Genomic DNA, 1,687 nt, shown 5'->3' with positions numbered 1-1,687 from the left:
GCATCCAAGATCACCCGCCGGTTGTGCGTGCGGTTGCGCTCCGGGTTGTTGCCGATGGCAACTTTCGAGGGGGGCGAAGATTTCTGGCGCGGCATCTCGGACTCGTCTTCGAGCGGGTGACGATGGCAAGGCCGATCGAATAACTCAAGTAAATTATTTTATTGACGAAGCCGCTCCAACAAGCGAGCCTGATTGGATGAGCGAGGTGCATCGCTCGAATTGGGAACAACGTCACGCCGACAAAAAAACCGGCTGATCAGTGGAGGGTCTCACATGCGCTTTAAACAGATGATCGCCGGTCTCGCCTTCGGCGTCAGCGTCCTCGCCGCCAACGCAGCGAGCGCCGTTGAGATCGAGTATTGGCAGTACGTCTTCGACAGCCGCGTCAAGGCAATGGATCAACTGATCCAGAAATTCCAGGCGGCCAATCCGGGTATCACGGTCAAGCACACCACGTTCCCGTACGCCGAGTATCAGACCAAGGTCGCCGCCTCGGTGACCGCCGGACAAGGTCCGGATGTGGTGCAGCTTTTCTACGGTTGGATCGATGGTTTCCTCGCCGGCAAGCTGATCCAGCCGCTGCCGAAGGACGCGTTCCCCCATGACAAGATCGAGGCGGAATTCTTCCCGATCGTAACCGCCATGAAACGCGGCGGCGAATATTACGGTCTGCCGACTGCAGTCCGTTCGCTCGCGCTGTTCTACAACAAGAAGGCATTCCAGGCTGCCGGGCTCGATCCGAACAAGCCGCCGCAAACGGTCGAGGAGTTCGTCGCGGCCGCTGAGAAGACCGTGAAACGGGACTCCGCCGGCAACATCATCTCCGAGGGCTTTGCCATGGACATGGCGGGGCAGGACCATCAATGGTGGCGTGAGGTTCTGGTGCGCCAGAACGGCGGCGTTCCCTACACCGACAACGATCGCAAGGTCGCCTACAACAACGAGGCGGGCCTGAAGGCCTTGCAGTTCTATGTCGATCTGCAGAACAAGCAGAAGGTCGGCCAGGTAGGCTTCATGGATGAGGCACAGGCGGCCTTCAAAGGCGGCCTCGCTGCGATGACGATCGACGGCACCTTCCGTCTCGGCGCATTCGGCTCCATCAAGGCATTCGAATGGGGTGTGACCGAACTTCCGTCAGCCAACGGCGTGCGCAGCAACTACGCGAGCTATTTCGCCAATGCGATCACGACGAAGGTGACCGGCGAGAAGCTCGATGCCGCGAAGAAGTTCCTGACCTATGTCAGTTCTCCTGAGGCAATGGAAATTTGGATGCAAACGGTCGGCGAACTCCCTGCACGCCGTTCGGCCGCYTTGACGCAAGCCAACCTCTCGCATCCGATCTATGGCCCCTTCCTCAAGGGCCTGGAATACGCACACACCACGTTGTTCGTCGACGAAGCGGCCCAGCGTCAGGTCGCGATCGACATGGTCAACCGCGTATTGATCCAGAAGCAGGATCCGAAGGATTCGCTCGCCGAGGCGGCAAAGGCCGAGCAGGCGATCATCGACCGCGCGGCGAAGTGAGAGCGTGATGTTGACGGCATCGCCTGTGAAATCCAGCCGTTTATGGAATGGGTTGAGCCTCCGCCACAAGCGGGTGCTATGGGCCTGGTCCTTCTTGGCGGTGCCGATCCTTTTCTACAGCATCATTCGCTTCTGGCCCACGCTCCAGGCGTTCGTGCTGTCC

General features: G+C 59.5%; 1 protein-coding gene. It reads left to right on the top strand.

The features are described 5' to 3' along the window. The first annotated feature begins 273 nt into the window (after nucleotides 1–273). Nucleotides 274–1,524: an extracellular solute-binding protein gene (locus tag AC1DT3_RS20275; RefSeq protein ID WP_477467009.1), complete on the top strand. Its 1,251-nt coding sequence runs from the start codon at nucleotides 274–276 to the stop codon at nucleotides 1,522–1,524. Nucleotides 1,525–1,687: the final 163 nt, after the last annotated feature.

Source organism: Microvirga sp. P4_G7, assembly GCF_056401005.1.
The sequence above is the reverse complement of the archived record's forward strand: the minus strand, read 5'-3'. Positions and strand labels throughout refer to the sequence as shown.